At 71.6% G+C, this 16355-nt stretch carries 11 protein-coding genes and 2 pseudogenes; 6 read left to right on the plus strand and 7 right to left on the minus strand.

The features are described 5' to 3' along the window. Positions 1 to 58: 58 nt before the first annotated feature. Genes AB8P05_RS26245 through AB8P05_RS26255 form a run of 3 tightly spaced genes read right to left on the minus strand, consistent with a single transcriptional unit; the run spans position 59 to position 3362 of the window. On the minus strand, positions 59 to 1768 hold the full coding sequence (locus AB8P05_RS26245; RefSeq protein ID WP_472761484.1) for an ABC transporter ATP-binding protein: 1710 nt from the start codon (positions 1766 to 1768) through the stop codon (positions 59 to 61). Then, positions 1765 to 2583 carry an ABC transporter permease subunit gene (locus tag AB8P05_RS26250; RefSeq protein WP_472761485.1) on the minus strand — a complete coding sequence of 273 codons (819 nt, stop codon included), beginning with the start codon at positions 2581 to 2583 and terminating at the stop codon, positions 1765 to 1767. Before AB8P05_RS26250 ends, AB8P05_RS26245 begins: the two co-directional genes overlap by 4 nt. A 26-nt stretch (positions 2584 to 2609) precedes the next feature. Next, the gene (locus AB8P05_RS26255; RefSeq protein WP_472761486.1) at positions 2610 to 3362 is read right to left on the minus strand and encodes an ABC transporter permease family protein; all 753 of its coding nucleotides are present in this window, start codon (positions 3360 to 3362) and stop codon (positions 2610 to 2612) included. A gap of 275 nt (positions 3363 to 3637) precedes the next feature. Between AB8P05_RS26255 and AB8P05_RS26260 the strand changes: the two genes are divergently transcribed. From AB8P05_RS26260 to AB8P05_RS26270, 3 genes are all read left to right on the plus strand, one after another. Beyond that, entirely contained in the window at positions 3638 to 5917 is a 2280-nt protein-coding gene (locus AB8P05_RS26260; protein ID WP_472761487.1) for a VTT domain-containing protein, read from the plus strand. After that, the gene (locus tag AB8P05_RS26265; RefSeq protein WP_472761488.1) at positions 5914 to 6723 is read left to right on the plus strand and encodes an endonuclease/exonuclease/phosphatase family protein; all 810 of its coding nucleotides are present in this window, start codon (positions 5914 to 5916) and stop codon (positions 6721 to 6723) included. The genes AB8P05_RS26260 and AB8P05_RS26265 overlap by 4 nt, the downstream gene beginning before the upstream one ends. Before the next feature lie 263 nt (positions 6724 to 6986). Beyond that, a complete protein-coding gene (locus AB8P05_RS26270) occupies positions 6987 to 8213 on the plus strand; it encodes a polyhydroxyalkanoate depolymerase (RefSeq protein WP_472761489.1) in 1227 nt (408 codons plus the stop codon). A gap of 152 nt (positions 8214 to 8365) precedes the next feature. Here the strand turns inward: AB8P05_RS26270 and eat are convergent. From eat to AB8P05_RS26285, 3 genes and pseudogenes are all read right to left on the minus strand, one after another. Then, positions 8366 to 9777: pseudogene (gene eat / locus AB8P05_RS26275) on the minus strand (ethanolamine permease). 50 nt (positions 9778 to 9827) lie between these two features. After that, a pseudogene (gene eutC / locus AB8P05_RS26280) lies at positions 9828 to 10591 on the minus strand (ethanolamine ammonia-lyase subunit EutC). Further along, the gene (locus tag AB8P05_RS26285) at positions 10588 to 11982 is read right to left on the minus strand and encodes an ethanolamine ammonia-lyase subunit EutB (protein ID WP_472761490.1); all 1395 of its coding nucleotides are present in this window, start codon (positions 11980 to 11982) and stop codon (positions 10588 to 10590) included. The pseudogene eutC and the gene AB8P05_RS26285 overlap by 4 nt, the downstream one beginning before the upstream one ends. A gap of 212 nt (positions 11983 to 12194) precedes the next feature. On the opposite strand from AB8P05_RS26285, the gene AB8P05_RS26290 reads away from it, so the two are divergent. After that, positions 12195 to 12455, plus strand: coding sequence for a hypothetical protein (locus tag AB8P05_RS26290; protein ID WP_472761491.1), 261 nt, complete (start codon positions 12195 to 12197; stop codon positions 12453 to 12455). 26 nt (positions 12456 to 12481) lie between these two features. Here the strand turns inward: AB8P05_RS26290 and AB8P05_RS26295 are convergent, their stop codons facing one another. Next, positions 12482 to 13270 (minus strand): DUF1194 domain-containing protein, encoded by a 789-nt coding sequence (locus tag AB8P05_RS26295; RefSeq protein WP_472761492.1) that lies wholly within the window; start codon positions 13268 to 13270, stop codon positions 12482 to 12484. Between the two features lie 374 nt (positions 13271 to 13644). Here AB8P05_RS26295 and AB8P05_RS26300 point away from each other — a divergent pair, with 374 nt between their 5' ends. Then, complete coding sequence (locus tag AB8P05_RS26300; protein ID WP_472761493.1) at positions 13645 to 15450, plus strand: hypothetical protein; 1806 nt, start codon at positions 13645 to 13647, stop codon at positions 15448 to 15450. 113 nt (positions 15451 to 15563) lie between these two features. Beyond that, the gene (locus AB8P05_RS26305) at positions 15564 to 16199 is read left to right on the plus strand and encodes a LysE family transporter (RefSeq protein ID WP_455175388.1); all 636 of its coding nucleotides are present in this window, start codon (positions 15564 to 15566) and stop codon (positions 16197 to 16199) included. The last annotated feature ends 156 nt before the right edge of the window (positions 16200 to 16355 follow it).

Below are 16355 nucleotides of genomic sequence, written 5' to 3' on the forward strand. Positions count from 1 at the left end.
GCCCCCGCTCCGGTGGAGCGGGGGCTTTTTCATGCCTGAAACGCGGCCGAGAGGCTCTTTACGAATCCAGGAACGGCGCGCCGCCCTCGAACGCCGTGTCCCAGTAATGGCAGGCCACGCGGTGGCCGGGCGCCACCTCCTCCAGCGGCGGGACCGCCTGGGCGCAGAAGTCGCGGGCCAGCGGGCAGCGGCGGCGCAGGGCACAGCCGCCCGGCGGGTTGAAGGCAGACGGCGCGTCGCCCTCCAGGGCCGGCCGCTCGCCACGGGCCGCGGCCAGCATCGCCCGGCTGTAGGGATGCAGCGGCGCCGTCCGCAGGGTCTCGGCATCGGCGCTCTCCACCACCCGCCCCGACAGCATCACCATGCCGCGATGGGCGTCGCGCAGCCCCTCCAGATAGCGGTCGGTCGCCAGCACCAGCGCCAGGCCGCGCCGGTCGCGCACCGCCGTCAGTCGGTCGAGGAAGCCCTCGCGCTCCTCCGCCGACAGGCCGGCGGCGGGATCGTCGGCGATCAGCACCCGCGGCTCCGGCAACAGGGCGCGGGCAAGCCCGGCATGGGCGGCCTCCGCCTTGCCGAGCCCGCCGGGCCAGCGGAGCGCGGTGTCGGCACGCAGGCCGGCCTCCTCCAGCGCCTCGTCGATGCGGCGGTCGCGGCGGTCGGCGGCGATGTCGGGGCGCAGGCTTCCCAGCGCCAGGGCGAACTGGGCACCGATGGTCATGGCGGGATCGAAGGAGGCGGCCGGGTCGGGGAACAGCGGCTGCAGGTCGCGCCGGGCGCGGCGCATGCCGCCGGGATCCGCATCCTCCCCCGCCGCGTCGGCCGGCGGCGCGGCGGCGGCGACCAGATCGCGGCCCATCCACACCACCGCCCCCGCCGTCGGCGGCGGCAGGCAGAGCAGCGCGCGGGCGAGGGTCGCCTTGGCGCTGCCGGTCTCGCCCAGCAGGGCCAGCGTCTCCCCCAGGCCAAGGTCGAGGTCGATCCCGTGCAGCACGGTCAGCGCCCGCGCCTCCCCCTTAGGACCGGGGGCGAGCGGATAGGCCATGCCGACGCCGCGGGCATGCAGCCGGGCGGTCCCCGGCGCCTCCATCACCGCCGCCGGGGCGATGCGCGGCGGCTCATGCGGCAGCAGGCGGCCGCGGCGCAGGGACAGCACGCGGTCGGCGGGTCCGGCCACGCCGTCCTCCGGCCGTCCGGCAAGGATCAGCGCCACCCCGTCCGCCCGCGCCCAGTCGGCCAGCCGGTGGAGAAGCCGCAGCCGCACCGTCGGGTCGAGCCCGGCGGCCGGCGCGTCGGCCAGCAGCACCGCCGGCCCCACCGCCGCCGCCATGGCGAACAGGCAGGCCCAGCGCAGCGAATCCGGCAGCTGTTCGGGCGGCAGGTCGAACCGGCGGGCGGCGGCGGGCACGCCCATGCGGTCGAGCCCGTCGGCAGTCCGGCGCAGCGCGCCCCGCAGGTCCAGCCCCAGATGGTGGCCGACCACCTCCGCCACCTGCAGGGCCAGCGGCCGGCGCGGCGCCAGACGGCCGCCCTGGGCGATCAGCAGCCGCCCTTCGACCCGGACGCTGCCCGCCATGTCCACCCCGGCCGGCGGCTGGCCGGCGAGCGCGCCGAGCAGGGCGGTCTTGCCGCTGCCCGCCCCGCCGGTGATCGCCAGCACCTCCCCGCGCTCCACCCGCAAGGTGGCGCGGTCGAGCAGGACGCGGTCGCCGACCATCAGGGTCAGCGCCTCGGTCTCCACCGGGGCGGCTTTGGGGGCGATGTGGTTCATGGCTTGCGATTTCCCGCCACCGCGGCGTCGGCGATGGCGCAGGCGGCCCAGAGGGCGAGCGCCAGCAGCAGGGCCGGCGGGACGAAGGCAACCGGATCGCCCAGCCGCGCCGCCAGCCCGACCGAGGCGCCCCAGCTGCCCAGCGCCGGCGGCAGCCCGAGGCCGAGCAGGCTGGCGGCACTCTCCGCCGCCAGCACGCGCGGCAGGGCCAGCGTCCCGGCGGCCAGCAGCGGACGCGCCGCATTGGGGATCAGGTGGCGGCGCAGCACCTCTCCCTCCGGGAGGCCGGCGGCGCGGGCGGCGGTCAGGAACTCCGCCCGCAGCAGCGCCGACAGCTCGGCATGGGCGAGTGCGGCGACGGCCGGAGCGGCGGTCAGCGCGGTGACGACGGCCAGCGGCCCGACCTCCCCCAGCAGCCCGCCGGCCAGCCCGCCGGCCAGCGGCACCAGCAGGGCGAGCGGCAGGCCGGCGAGACGGTGGGCGGCGGCGATGGTCCGCCGCTCCGCCCGGTCGCCCGACAGCCTGCCGAGCAGCCCGGCCAGCAGCGCCCAGCCGATGCCCAGCAGCCCGCCCAGCACCGCGGCCAGCAGCGCGAAGGACAGGCTGCCCCGCCCGTCGAGCAGGGCGGCGGCCACCGGATCGGCGTCCAGGCGCTGGATCGTCGCCCCGTCGGCCATCAGCGGTGCTGCGGCCGAGGCGAGCGCCAGCGCGGCCAGCACCGCTACCCCGGACAGGCCGCGGGCGAAGCCGGCGCGCGGCGCCGCCGGATGGGACGGCACCGGGTGGGACTGCGGTGATTGGTCGAACTCGGCCATCGGGTCCCTTCGTCCGTCACGCCCCCTCATAGGGCGTCGAGCTGTGGTTGGCCGGATCGATCCAGTCGCGCACCGCAAGGCCGAGCGCACCCAGCAGCGCGGTCAGTCCGCAGAGCGCCAGCAGCGCCGGCAGCGACCCCGCCGCCGACCCGGCGCGGGCGGCGTCGATCATCAGCGCCCCCGCCCCCGGCAGGTCCAGCAGGCTTTCCAGCACCACCGATCCGACCACCGCCGCCAGCACAGCGGCGCGCAGCCCCCATCACCGGGGCGACCGCCTGCGGCAGGGCGTGGTGGCGCAGCACGGTGCGCTCGTCCAGGCCCAGGCCGCGGGCCATGCGCACGGCGCCGCCCTCCGGCCCGGCGCCCAGCGCCCGCTCCATCGCCGGGCGCGACAGCCGTGCCGCCTGGCAGGCGGCGGGAATGGCGAGCGCGGTCCAGCCCAGTGGTGCCGCCGAGGCCCCGGCCCGCACGGCGAGTGCCGCGACGGCGGCCAGCAGGAAACCCGGAAGCAGCGGCCCCGCCCCGGCCAGGAAGCGTCCGATCAGCCCGCCGGCGGAGCGCGGCGCCACCGCCGCCCAGGATCCGGCCAGGGCGCCCAGCGCGGTGCCCACCGCCAGCGACGGCAGGGTCAGCAGCAGCGTCACCGCCAGCCCGACCAGCAGCGCCATGCCGGCATCCGGCTGCGGCGCCACCAACGCCGACAGCCCCACCCCCGCCGCCATCGGCAGGATGGCGGTCGGCACGGCATCGATCAGTCGGCGGATCAGGGAGCGCGGCATCGGAGGAACGGCTGTCGGGCGGAAAACGGCATATCGGGTGCGACATGCGACCGTAAGCGCCCCCGCCCCCGCGGGGCAACAGAATTAGCGCCACCCCGGCCCAAGGCCGGACGGCCCGCGTCCGACGGGGGGAGGTCGGGCCCCGCCGGAATTTTTCGACCGTCAGCGTGGCCGGGGTGGCTGCAATTCCCGGCGGCTTTCACCAAATGGCTGAGGGCGGGGAAGGAAAGGCCTTCCCAGATGTTATGACCAGGACACACAGACGACCGGACCCCATGTACGCCCACTCGCCCCAGCCGCTCCCCTCCGCCGGACCGCCGCCCGACGCGACCGGCTCCGCCGGCATGCTGCGGCCGATCCTGGAGCCGGGACGGACCTGCTGGCGGGTGGAGGATACGGCGCGGCTGGGCGTCATCGTCGACGGCGAGGATTACTTCGCGCTGGCCAAGGCCGCCATGCGGCGGGCGCGGCGCACCATTTACCTGACCGCCTGGGATTTCGACGCCCGCATCCGCCTGATGCCGCAGACGCGCCGGCCGCGCCGCCCCGACCGGCTGGGCACGCTGCTGAACTGGCTGGCGACGACGCGGCCGGACCTGCACATCCATGTGCTGAAGTGGGATTATGCGGAGCTGTTCGACCTCGCCCGCTGGTCGCACCCCTTCATGCTGCGCAACTGGCTGACCCACCGGCGCCTGCAGTACCGGCTGGACGGCGACCACCCGACCGGCGCCTGCCATCACCAGAAGCTGCTGGTGATCGACGACCGGGTCGCCTTCTGCGGCGGGATGGACGTCACCGCCAACCGCTGGGACACCCGCGCCCACCACGCCCACGATCCGCGGCGGCGCCAGCCCGACGGCAAGCCCTACGAGCCGTTCCACGACGTGATGATGGCGGTGGACGGCGATGCCGCCCGCGCGCTGGGCGAGATGTTCCGCGAACGCTGGGCACGGGCGACCGGCGAGACGCTGCTGCCCCCCGCCCCGTCGCCCGGCCGCCCGGCGCGCCGCCATCCGCTGGCCGCCGACCCCTGGCCGCAGGGATTCGAGCCGCTGCTGCGCGGCGTGCGCGTCGGCATCGCCCGCACCGACCCCGCCTGCAACGGCCGCGAGGCGGTGCGCGAGGTCGAGGCGCTCTATCTGGCGGCCATCGCCGCGGCGCGCGAGGTCATCTATCTGGAAAGCCAGTATTTCGCCTCCACCGCCGTCGCCGAGGCGCTGAGGGCCCGGCTGGCGGAGGAGGACGGGCCGGAGGTGATCGTCGTCAACCCGGTGCGCACCACCAGTTGGCTTGAGAACACCGTGATGCTGGGCGCCCGCGCCCGCCTGACCCGCGAGCTGCGCGAGGCCGACCGGCACGGCCGCTTCCGCCTGTTCGCCGCCCTGACCGACGGTGGCACCTGCATCACCGTGCATGCCAAGGTGATGGTGGTGGACGACCGGCTGCTGCGCATCGGTTCGGCCAACCTGAACAACCGCTCCATGGGCCTCGACACCGAATGCGACCTGGCGCTGGAAGCCGGGCCGGGGCCGGAGGACGCCGAGACCCGCCGGGCGATCCGCCACACCCGCGACGACCTGATCGCCGAGCATCTGGGCACCAGCCCGGCGGCGGTGGCGGCGGCGCAGCGGCGGCTGGGGTCGCTCGCCGCGGCCATCGACGAGCTGCGCAAGCCAGTGGGCCGCACGCTGGAGCCCCTGCACGACCCCGAGCCGGACGGGCTGGCCGCCGCGGTCGCCGACGCCCGCGTCTTCGATCCCGAACATCCGGTCGATGCGGTGGACATCGTCCGCCGGGTCCTGCCCTCGCGCATCCCGCGCACCCGCCACTGGCTGATGCTGGCCGGCATCCTGGCGCTCCTGGGTCTGTGGGGCATGTGGCGCTACACGGCGCTCAGCGAATGGGCGACGCTCGACGCCGTGCTGTCGGTCTTCCAGGGCTTGCGCGACAGCCCGCTGGCGCCGCTGTGGGTGATCCTGGCCTATGTCGCCGGCGGCTACGTCATGTTCCCGCTGACCGTGCTGATCGCCGCCACCGCCATCGTGATGGGGCCGTGGTGGGGATTCCCAACCGCCATGGGCGGAGCGGTCGCCTCGGCGGTCGCGATGTTCTGGACCGGGCGGATGGCCGGACGCGACCTGCTGGACCGCCATGGCGGCCCGCTGATCGCACGGCTCAACGACAAGCTGGCCGACAGCGGCATCGCGGCGGTGGCCGGCGTGCGCGCCGTGCCGGTGGCGCCCTACACCGTGGTGAACCTCGCCGCGGGCGCGTCGAAGCTGCGCTTCGGCGATTACGTGATCGGCACGATGGTCGGTCTTGCGCCCGGCATCCTTGCCTTCAATCTGCTCGGGCACCAGCTTGAACGCACCATCAGCAACCCCGGCGCCGCCGACATCGCGCTGCTGGTGGCGATGGGCGCGGTGGCGATCGGGCTCGGCTGGCTGACCAGCCGGCTGCTCGGCCGGCAAGGTCGAAAGGCACCGGGCCGGAAGACGGAAGAAAAAGGCCGGCAGGACGACAGGCCAGAAGAAAGGATTTTGGAACCGTGATCCGTTTCAGCCGTGAGCGTGTCCAGCGCATCGCCGCCGCCTTGCGCGCAGCCCGTGCCCGCCGTCCCCGCCGCGCCGACCGCCGCAGTTCCCCGATTCCGGACGGCATGGCCGCCTTCAGCGTCGCCACCTGGAACATCCACAGCTGCGTCGGGCTGGACGCCCGATTCGCGCCCGACCGCATCGCCCAGGTGATCCGCGACCTGGAGGTCGACCTGATCGGCCTGCAGGAGGTCGGCTGGCACCATCGCGGCGAATCGGGGATGGACCAGTTCGCCTTCCTGGAACAGCACACGGGCATGAAGGCCTATGCCGGCCCGACCAAACACAGCGAACGCGCCCATTACGGCAACTGCCTGCTGACCCGCCTGCCGGTGCGCTCGATGGAGACGATGGACCTGTCCGTCGGCAAGCGCGAGCCGCGCGGCGCCATCGACGCGGTGGTGGAGGTGGAGGGGCGCGCGGTGCGGGTGATCGTCGCCCATCTCGGCCTCGACCCCTGGGAACGGGCCAAGCAGGTCGGCGACATAGTGTCGCGGGTGGAGCGGCAGCCGGAGCTGCCCACCCTGTTCATGGGTGACCTGAACGAATGGACGCCCAGCTCGCCGCGGCTGCGCCATCTGGCCGCCTCCTTCGCCGACGTCGCCAACCCGCGCAGCTTCCATGCCCGCATGCCGACCCTGCGGCTCGACCGCATCTATGTGACGGGAGGCTTGCAAATCCCCGCTTTCGAGGTGGTGCGCAGCGTCCTGACCCGTCGGGCATCGGACCATCTGCCGGTCCGCGCCGTCCTGGCCGTCCCCTGATCGTCAGCCACTTCCCAGAACGTCAGTATGACCAACGGAGTCACGCGCCGAGGTCATAGCGGGTTTGTTGCGGTTGATAATTTTTTGTGCACCGCAATGTTCTTTTAACAACAGAGCTTTGCAAATGCGAAGAGGCTCTTGACCTATACGCGACCCCTGACGAAGGATATGGTTGGTAATACGATCAATAAGTGGTCGAAGGAATAACAACCCGACCAACGTACCCTGGCCGACCGGGGGTAGCCGTGACGTGAGGATCTGATTTGCTGTATCACCTGTACGACATGCAACATGCGGCCATGGGGCCGATGCGCTTCTGGGCCGAAGCCGCCCAGCAAACCTTCCAGAATCCGCTGGTCCCGCTGTCCTACACCAAGCTCGGCCGGGCGGTCGCCGCCGGGGCGGAGCTGGTGGAGCGGACGACCCGCCGCTTCGGCAAGCCGGCCTTCGGGCTGGCGGAAACGGTGGTCGACGGGCGGACCGTGCCGGTCACCGAACGTTTCGTCTGGCAGTCGCCCTTCTGCAAGCTGCTGAACTTCGCCAAGCCGGAAGGCACGCCGCGCCAGCCGAAGGTGCTTCTGGTCGCCCCGATGTCGGGCCACCACGCCACGCTGCTGCGCGGCACGGTGGAGGCGCTGATGCGCGACCATGACGTCTACATCACCGACTGGATCGACGCGCGGCTGGTGCCGATGTCGGCCGGCCGCTTCGACCTGGACGACTACATCGACACGGTGGCGGAGCTGATCCGCTTCCTGGGGCCGAACACCCACGTCATCGCGGTGTGCCAGCCGGCGGTGCCGGTGATGGCGGCGGTGTCGCTGATGGCGGCGGCGGACGAGCCGGTGCAGGCGCGCAGCATGACCCTGATGGGCGGCCCGATCGACCCGATGGCCAACCCGACGACGCCGGTCAAGCTGGCGATGGAACGGCCGCTGAAGTGGTTCGAGCGCAGCGTCATCACCACGGTCCCGGTCTATTATCCGGGCGCCTTCCGCCGCGTCTATCCGGGCTTCATCCAGCTGTCGGGCTTCATGTCGATGAATCTCGACCGCCACATCAACGAGCATGTCGGGCTGTTCCGCCACCTCGTCCGCGGCGACGGCGATTCGGCCGAGCAGCACCGCCGCTTCTACGACGAATACCTGTCGGTGATGGACCTGTCGGCGGAATTCTACCTGCAGACCATCGAGACGGTGTTCCAGAAGCACGCCCTGCCCAACGGCACCATGGTGTCCCGCGGCCGCAGGGTGGAGCCGGCGGCGATCACCAAGACCGCGATGATGACGGTGGAAGGCGAGCTGGACGACATCTCCGCCCCCGGCCAGACCATCGCGGCGCAGCGGCTGTGCTCGTCGCTGCCGGACGACATGCGCAAGACGCATTTCCAGAAGGGTGTCGGCCACTACGGCATCTTCAACGGCCGCCGCTGGCGCGAAAGCATCCTGCCGGAGATCCGCAGCTTCATCCGGAGCCACGACGGGGAGTGAGGGGATTGGGGGCGCGCCGGCTGCGGGTGCCCCCTCCCTCCCCGCTTTGCGGGAGAGGGGAGAGTTTGCGAAGCGGCGGCAGTCCCCTCTCCCACCACAGGTGGGGGAGGGTTAGGGAGGGGGCACCGCTCAGCCAGTACCCCAACCCCTCCTCAATCCACCATCGTCCGCGCCTCGGTGAAGGCATCCATATGCCCCAGCCCGCCGGTCGCGCCGGCCTTCACCCGCATGCCGGCGGTGGCGATGTGGAACAGGTAGCCCAGCGCGAACAGCGCCACGAACAGGCCGAACACCAGGGCGTTGTAGTAGATCATCGTCAGCAGGGCCAGCACCGCCAGGACCAGCGAAATCGCCGGGAACACCGGATAGAAGGGCGCGCGGTACGGCCGCTCCAGCGCCGGTTCGACGGCACGCAGGCGGAACAGCGCCGCCATGCTCATGATGTACATGACGATGGCGCCGAACACCGACATGGTGACGATGTTGGCGGTCAGCGGCAGGCCGCCGATCTGGATGAACTCGTCGGAATAGATTGCGGCGATGCCCACAACGCCGCCGGCCAGAACCGCCCAGTGCGGCGTCTTGCGCGTCGGATGCAGCCGGGCGAACACCGGCGGCAGGAAGCCGGCGCGGGACAGCGCGAAGATCTGGCGCGAATAGCCCATGATGATGCCGTGGAAGGAGGCGATCAGCCCGAACAGGCCGATCCACACCAGCATGTGCAGCCAGCCGCTCGACTCGCCCACCACCGCCTTCATCGCCTGGGGCAGCGGATCGTTGATGTTCGACAGCGCGGTCCAGTCGCCGACGCCGCCGGCGAAGATCATGGTGCCGAAGGCCAGCGCCACCAGCGTCAGGATGCCGCCGATATAGGCGCGCGGCACGGTGCGCTTGGGGTCCTTGGTCTCCTCCGCGGCCATCGCGGCGCCCTCGATCGCCAGGAAGAACCAGATGGCGAAGGGGATCGCGGCGAAGATGCCGCCGAAGGCGTCCATGCTGAAGCTGTTCGACCCGGCCCAGCCGTTGGCGGTGAAGTTGGCCCAGGAGAAGCCGGGATAGACGACGCCCATGAACACCACCAGCTCGAAGATCGCCAGCAGCGTGACGAACAGCTCGAAGGTGGCGGCGATGGACACGCCGGCGATGTTCAGCCCCATGAAGATGACATAGGCGCCGACCGCCGCCAGCTTCGGGTCGAGCCCTGGAAACTGCACGTTCAGATAGGCGCCGATGGCGAGTGCGATGGCCGGCGGCGCGAAGACGAACTCGATCAGCGTGGCGAACCCGGCAACGAAGCCCCCTTCGGTCCGAAGGCGCGGTAGCTGTAGGCGAAGGGACCGCCGGCATGGGGAATGGCGGTCGTCAGCTCAGTGAAGCTGAAGATGAAGGTGGTGTACATCGCCGCGATCAGGATCGTGGTGACGAGGAAGCCGAGCGTCCCCGCCGCCGCCCAGCCGTAGCTCCAGCCGAAATACTCGCCGGAGATCACCAGCCCCACGGCGATCCCCCACAGGTGGAGCCCGCTCAGGCTCTTGCTCAATTCAGGCTTCGTGTTCCCAGACATGTTGCCTCCTGCCCCTGTTCAAAGGCGTTGGTGTCTATGGCGGCGCTCTCTCACGACCGGTCGGTCAGTTGGTTTTTCTCGTTGTCCGGACCGGCCAGGGACGGGGCGTCCTCCTTCAGGGCGACCCCCGTCAGCTTCAGCCGCGCCGCCTCGGTTGCGAGCCAGCACAGCTTGTCGGCGGCCGTCCGGATGGACAGGCCGTCGGAATGGATGTTGGAAATGCAGTTGCGTTCGGAATCGGCACGGCCGGGCCTGGGATCCCAGGTCAGGTAGACCCCAAGCGATTCCGCGGCCGACAGGCCTGGCCGCTCCCCCACCAGCAGCGCGACCAGCCGGGCGCCCATGGCCGACGCCACCTCGTCGCCCAATGCCACCCGCGCCTGTCCGGCCAGCACCACCGGGCCGACGCGCAGATGCGGGAGCCGCGACACACAGGCATGGACCAGCGGGGCCGCGTTGACCTGCACCGCCGCGGCCGACAGCCCGTCGGCGATCACGAACAGCAGGTCCCACTCCCCGCCGGCAGTGCCGCGGCGCTCGCCGGATCCAGCCGGCGCCCCAGATCCGGGCGGCGCAGATAGGTCGGCCGGTCGGGTGCCGCGCTGTGGACGCGGATCGTCTCCAGCGGGGCGAGGTCGGCGGCCAGCCGGTCGAAATCGACCGCGCTGTGCACCGCGTCGCGGGCGCGGGCATGGGCCAGCTGGAACTCCAGCAGGGCCTTGGTCGGCAGGGCGTCGCCGCTGCGGCCCAAGGCGATGCGGGCGCGGGTGGCGCTGCGGAAGCGCGCCCAGGGATCCTTCGGAGTCTCGCTCATGGCGCCGCACTCCCCAGCAGGGCGGAGACGACGAGGCTCTGGTCGGGCCAGGGCGGCAGACGGCGCTGCTCGTCGAGCCAGCCGGCCTTGTCCAGCCACGCCTCGAACTCAGGCGCCGGCGGGCGTTTCAGCAGATGCCGCAGGCCGAGCACGTCGTGATAGGACAGGCTCTGGTAATTCAGCATGACGTCGTCGGCGCCGGGCACCGCGATCAGGAAATTGACACCCGCGGTCGCCAGCATCGTCATCAGGACGTCCATGTCGTCCTGGTCGGCCTCGGCATGGTTGGTGTAGCAGACGTCGCAGCCCATCGGCACGCCCAGCAGCTTGGCGCAGAAATGGTCCTCCAGCCCGGCCCGCGTGATCTGCTTGGCATCAAAGAGATATTCGGGGCCGATGAAGCCGACCACCGTGTTGACCAGCAGCGGGTCGAAGGCGCGGGCGACGGCATAGGCGCGGGTTTCCACCGTCTGCTGGTCGACGCCGAAATGGGCATCGGCCGACAGGGCCGATCCCTGCCCGGTCTCGAAATACATCACGTTGTCGCCGATGGTGCCGCGCTTCAGCGACTTGGCCGCCTCCTGCGCCTCGGCGAGCAGCGACAGGGTGACGCCGAAGCCGGCATTGGCCTTCTCGGTGCCGGCGACGGACTGGAACACCAGATCGACCGGCGCGCCGCGCTCGATCGCCTGGATCGTGGTGGTGACATGGGCCAGCACGCAGGACTGGACCGGGATGTCGAAGCGGGTGCGCACCGCGTCCAGCATCTCCAGCAGCGCGATGCAGGCCGGGACGTTGTCGGTCGCCGGGTTGATGCCGATCACCGCGTCGCCGATGCCGTAGAGCAGCCCGTCCAGTGTCGAGGCGGCGATGCCGGTCGGGTCGTCGGTGGGGTGGTTGGGCTGCAACCGGCTGGACAGCCGTCCCGGCAGCCCGACCGTAGTGCGGAAGCGGGTGACGACCGAACATTTCGCGGCGACGCAGACCAGATCGTGGTTGCGCATCAGCTTGGACACCGCCGCCACCATCTCCGGCGTCAGGCCGGGGGCGAGCGCCGCCAGCGCCGCGCCATCGGCCTCGTAGGACAGCAGCCAGTCGCGGAACTGCCCGACCGTCATGTGCGCCACCGGCCGGAAGGCGTCGGCGTCATGCCGGTCGATGATGAGGCGCGTCACCTCGTCGGTCTCGTAGGGGACCAGCGCCTCGGTCAGGAAGGTCTTCAGCGGCAGGTCGGCCAGCACCATGCGCGCCGCCACCCGCCGTTCGTCACTGTCGGCGGCGATGCCCGCCAGCTCGTCCCCCGACCGCCGCGGCGAGGCGCAGGCCATCAGCGCCTTCAGGTCGTCGAAACGGTGGCGTTGCCGCCCCAGATCGCAATGGTAACCAGCCATGCCGGCCTCCCGCCCGTCTCATCCCAGGGCAAGAGTGGCACGGGGCGGCGCGGGGGCAGTTGACCGTAGAACACAAAATGCGGCGTTAGACCTTCGTGAGATTTCCCTCTCCCGGGACGGGAGAGGGAAGGATACCCCATCTGCGCAAGCTCCAGCCCAAGCGCGACCTTCGGCGGTGCAATCGGGTAGCCGGCCGAACCTGAAGCCCGGCCATGCCGTTCATTTCGCACCGCAGCGCGCCGCCCATCACCGGACGCCGCGCGCCACGCAAGAAGGAGACCGTCATGCTGACGCTGTTGCGCACCGCCGTCCTGGTTCTGCCGCTGGTCGCCGTGGCCGCCTGCCACAATGAAGGCCCGGCCGAGCGCGCCGGCGAGTCCATCGACAATGCCGGCCAGAGCGTGAAGGACGCCATCGATCCGCCCGGTCCCGCCGAAAAGGCCGGACGCGCCATCGATCGTGCGGTGGACTGACCTCGACGGAGGACGGGACGGCCCGCTCAGCGGGCCGCGAGGTCGCCTTGCCGCCCGGCCGGCTGAAGCCCCGACACCTCCAGCAGCAGCTTGCTGAGAATCGCGTCGGCAAAGGCGTCGAAGTCGCGGGCGGGGACCAGGAAGGCGCCGGGACCGCCGATGACATGGTCGCGGTAATAGCCCTCCAGGTCGTTCGGCGCCGCACCGCCCCAGGGATTGGGCCGGTCGTTCAGGATCGGCAGCCCGTTGATGGTGATGCCGCGGGCAACGGCGGCGTCCCGCGCCTCCTCCACCGGACGGCCGCGGTTGTTCTCGCCGTCGCCCGACAGGTCGATGACCCGCCGCGTGCCCTCGAACCGGTTGGCCTCGAACAGCGGGACGGCATAGTCGATGGCGGCACTGATCGAGGTCCATTGCTCCGTCATCATCGGCGCCTCCGCCACCATGCCGGCGAAGCGTTCGATGCTGGCCGGATCGCTCAGTTCGGTCCAGCCGACCACGGTGTGCTGGTGGCCCTCCCCCGCCCATTCCACATAGGTGGCGGCGATGCGGCCGAAGGGCCCGCCGCGGATCGCCGCCTGCACCTTCGGGTTCAGCAGGGCCTGGACATAGCCGTTGCGCTGCAGCTTCGCCTCGTCCGGATCGACGCTGCCGGACACGTCCACCGCCAGGACCAGTTCCAGGTCCACCGGCGTCTGGGCGGCGGCCGGAGCCGCGGACAACGACACGCATAAGAGGAAAAGGACCAGGAGGCGGGCCGGCAAGCCGGCGAGGGGACGGATAGAGAGACGGGCCAAAAGACGGTATGCACGCATACGCACCCCCTTCGCCACCGGCTGTCCGCACGCCCAGGCGTCGGACGAAGGATTGAGGATTGGTATGCGAACGGTTTCTGTCCATGCCCCGCCGGACGATTCCATTGCCAACGGAAGGCCAATGCGGGGTACTCCGCCGCTGCCGTTTCCTGAAACGGCAGGTGGAATCCGCCGCGGCGGCATCGGTAACGGATGACAAATGCAAGATTGCCTGCATAGCTTAAGCCGTAAGGGGTAAGCCGACCGGCAGAGGCCCCACGCCCGCCCCAGCCCGGCAGTTCATGTCCGCCCCAGCCCCCGCCGTACCTCCAGTCGCGCATCCAATCCGCCGGTCCTCCGCGGCACCGCGCCTGCCGGCAGCGGCCCTCTGCGCCTTGCTGGCCCTTCTGCCTGCCTGCCGGCCCGGCATGGCGACGGCACAGACCGTGCCGCCGCCGCTCCATTCGGCCGAATTGCTGGCCCCCACCCTGCCCAAGCCGCAGGTTCCTGCCCCTCGCGCCATCGACACGCACACCGCCTGCGCCGACCATGAACCGGCGGGCAAGCCCGTCCTCGACGCGCTGTTCGGCGGGGACGCCGCCTTCGCGGAGCTGGCGCGCGACAACCCGGCCGAAGCCTTCCGCTGCTCCAGTCTGTTCCCCGGCGAGGCGGCGCTGGCTGCCCTGCGGGAGGCGGCCGGGCGCGCCCCCTTCGACGCGGTCGGCGCCGCCGACCAGCTGTCCGGCCGTCCCGGCGGCGCGGAGGTCGTCGCGCGGGCACTGGACATCGGGCTGCTGACCCGCTCGCTCGACAGCGGCCTGCCCTTCTACGAGACCCGGCACGAGCTGCGCAAACGCCTGCCCAAGGAGACCCTGCGCCTGCTGGAAGCCCAGGCGGCCAAGGCGCTGGCGGCGTCCCTGGCACGCGATCCGGCGCTGATGGCGCCGAAGATCGGCGCGCTGCTGGACGACATGGTGGACGATCCGCCGGCCGACCGCTTCCGCATCACGCTGGCGCTGTCGTCGGAGGATCTGTTCGGGCTGATCGCCCGGATCGGGCCGCAGCTCTACACCTCCTCGCTCGACGGGCTGGTGAACATCCTCCAGATCCAGCTGAAGCAGGAGCGGCGCGGCATCCTCGACCTCGCCCGCGGGGCGCGGACGCGGCCGCTGTGGGCGGAATTCTTCATCGCGGTGGTCGGCGGCGGGCGGGCCGGCAGCCTGTTCGGCACCAACCCCGCCGTCGCGCGGGAGCTGATGCGCGAGAGCATCCAGGCCCTGCTGCCGGCCACCGGCATGACCCAGCCTGCGGCGGCGGGCGGCATGCCGGACCCCGCGGTGGTCATCGGCGTGCTGGCCGACGCCATGGACCTCGAAAACCGTGCGGTCCGCGCCGCACTCGAGGATGAGCTGGCGGCCTGGTACCGCGGCGCCGGCGAGGCGCCGGTCAAGGCCATGGCCGGGCTGGCGGGCAGCCTGCACGCGATGCGCCTGTCCGGCCGGCCAGCCACCCCCGCCTTCGAGGCGGAACGGTTCCTCCAGCGTCATTCGCCGGGCGCGCCGCCGGTGCTGACCGCGCAGCGCCTGTTCCGCAACGGCCTCAACGTGCAGCGGATGACCTTCTACGACGATCCTGACGGGCGGGCGTCCTTCCGCGGCTTCCTGCGGCAGCACCGGATGCAGGGCTGGGCGCTGCACGGCCAGTCCGGCTTCGTCGTCGCCATCAGCCCCGACCGCCACGGCCGCCGCATCGTCATCGTCGCCGACGTTCCCGGCGCCGGCGACGCCGGGCGGGCCGCCGCCTGGGACTGGATGGCGCGCGAGGGGCTGACCCCGTCCATCGTCATCCACCGCGGCCACAGCTATCATGAGGACGGCACGATGACGGAGATCGGGCCGGCCACCGCACTGGTCTTCTGGGGGTCCTGCGGCGGGCACACGCGGCTTCGCGCCACGTTGGAACGGGCGCCCGACGCGCTGGTGCTGGCGACGCAGAACATCGGCGTGTCCGCCGTCAACGAGACGCTGCTGGGCATCATCGAGGAACGGCTGCTGGCCGACGGCACCATCGACTGGAACGCGGTGTGGACCGACGCCCGCGCCCGCATCCGCGACCGCCGCTTCGCCGCCTACAAGCGTCCCGACCAGGATTCGGCCAACCTCGCCTTCCGCGCCTGGCGGGTCCAGGCGGCCTTCCCGTAACCCGTACCGCCGAGCATGGCTGTGTTTCGCCGCTGCTGCTTGCGGCGGAACGACGCGCATGGTGCTGTGGTGCCTCCGATTGTTGCCCACCCCCGTTGTCGAGGCCCCAGACCATGACGTGGCAGACGCTCGCCTTCTTCTTCGCCACCGCCTTCGTGATCTCGATGACGCCGGGGCCGAACATGCTGCTGGCGATGAGCCTGGGCCTGCGCTTCGGCGCGCGGCGTGCCGCCTGGGGCGGGGCCGGCATGTGCGCGGCGCTGGCGGTGATGGCGGCGCTGTCGGCCTTCGGCCTGGGCGCCCTGCTCTCCACCTCCGTGCTGGCCTTCGAGATCGTGCGCTGGGCCGGCGTGGCCTATCTGACCTGGCTCGGCATCGCCGCCTGGCGGGCGCCGGTGGAGCCGGCCGGCAGCCGTGACGCCGCGGCCTCCGCGACCGGCGAAGGGTCGGCAGTGCGGCTGTTCCTGCGCGGCGCGCTGGTCGCCTTCAGCAATCCGAAGGCGCTGGTCTTCATGGGCGCGCTGTTCCCGCAATTCATCGACGCCGGCGCGCCGCTGGCACCGCAGTTGATCGCGCTGGTCATCACCATGGTGGTGATCGAGTTCGGCTGGATCATGGCCTATGCCACCGGCGGCGACCGGCTGGCGGCAAGGCTGACGACGGCGTCGGCGGCGAAGTCGCTGAACCGGCTGACCGGCGGCCTGATGATCGGCGCCGGCGGCTTGCTGGCGCTCGCCCGCCGGGTCTGACGCCCCCGCCCGCTTTCTCCCGCTTCCGCAAAGAAAAAGGGCCGCGCAATCGCGCGGCCCTTAAGTTTAGGGAGGAAACGCCCCGAGAATGGGCAGGGGCAGGATATGCTGCGCCGCACACGAACTGGTATTACCAATGCTGAATGGTAGCCATGC

Source organism: Azospirillum sp. VT-I1 (genome assembly GCF_055698305.1).